The organism is Bacillus sp. J14TS2, from assembly GCF_018333015.1.
GTDB lineage: Bacteria > Bacillota > Bacilli > Bacillales > Bacillaceae_C > Lederbergia.
On record NZ_BORE01000043.1, the window covers coordinates 1 to 1,352 of the forward strand.

General features: G+C 42.8%; 1 protein-coding gene. It reads left to right on the plus strand.

All coding sequences use genetic code 11. The annotated features are described in order from the left end of the window. Positions 1 to 180 precede the first annotated feature (180 nt). The coding region (locus tag KI375_RS26950; protein ID WP_212976435.1) for an IS1182 family transposase at positions 181 to 1,352 on the plus strand (1,172 nt) is incomplete at its 3' end.

Below are 1,352 nucleotides of genomic sequence, written 5' to 3' on the forward strand. Positions count from 1 at the left end.
GGAGCTGTTGCACAATCAGGTAACTGATCGTGCAACAGTTTTTTTGTGCACAAAAAAACAGACCACAAAGGGTCTGCTCTCGTGTATTATTAATTTATGACAAGTAAAAAAATAACACAACCCCAGTATACGCAAACATCAGGTAATTATCAATTATATTTACCGATGGATGTAGAAGAAATGATACCTGCGGATGATTCGGTCCGACTCCACTGCCTCTTATGTGAAAGGATGGATTATAAAGGGCTATTACAGGCATACTCCCGAAAAGGGAGAAAACCGGCGGTCGATCCAGTCATTCTGTTTAAGGTCATCACCTACGCAGCCTCCCAAAAAATCTATTCTTCCCGGGAGATAGAAAAAGCATGTCGCCGGGATATCAATTTTCGCTGGCTTCTTCAAGGATATGCAGCTCCTGATCATTCGACCATCAGTCGATTCAAGCAAAGATATCTGACGGATACCGTGATGGAACAGCTATTCTTTCAACAAGTAGCGTGGCTCTACCAGCAGGATGCCATCACCGGGGAAACGGTCTATATAGATGGGACGAAAATCGAAGCCTCTGCCAACCGATATTCCTTCGTATGGAAAAAGGCGGTTACAAAGCATGAAGCCAACCTGTACTTAAAATGGCAAGACCTCTTAGAACAGATGAATACGACGTACTGTCAGGTATTCACAAGTCCTTATGAGACCTTTTTAGAAGATTTGAAAAAGGTTCTCAAGTTCCTGAAGAAAGTACAGGAAGAAGAAATCATCACGTTTGTTTACGGAAAAGGGAAAAGGAAAACTGTCCTTCAACGTTACCATGAACAAGTATTGGAAATGCTTCAGCGCAAAGAACACTACGATGCTTCCAATCAGATTATGGGAGAGAAGCGAAACAGCTATTCCAAAACGGACCATGACGCCACGTTTATGCGAATGAAAGAGGATCATATGCGGAATGGGCAGCTCAAACCAGCTTACAATGTCCAAGCCGCTGTAGATGCAGAATTTATCGTGGGAATAGATGTCTTTTCCGACCGTAACGACACGGCGACGTTGATCCCGATGCTTCAATATGTAAAGGGAAATCTCCCTTTCACGTATCGACATATCGTCGCGGATTCTGGATATGAAAGCGAAGAAAATTATGACTATTTAAAGAAGCAAAAGCAGACGGCCTATATCAAACCGCAAAATCATGAACGTAAGAAAAAAGCTTCTTTTAAAAAGGACATCAAATATCGCGAAAACATGGCTTATGACAAAAGCACAGATACCTATACCTGCGCTAATAATCAGCAGCTGTATGTCACCCGAAACTACACGCGGACCTCGCAAACCGGCTACCAATCTCAGGTAAC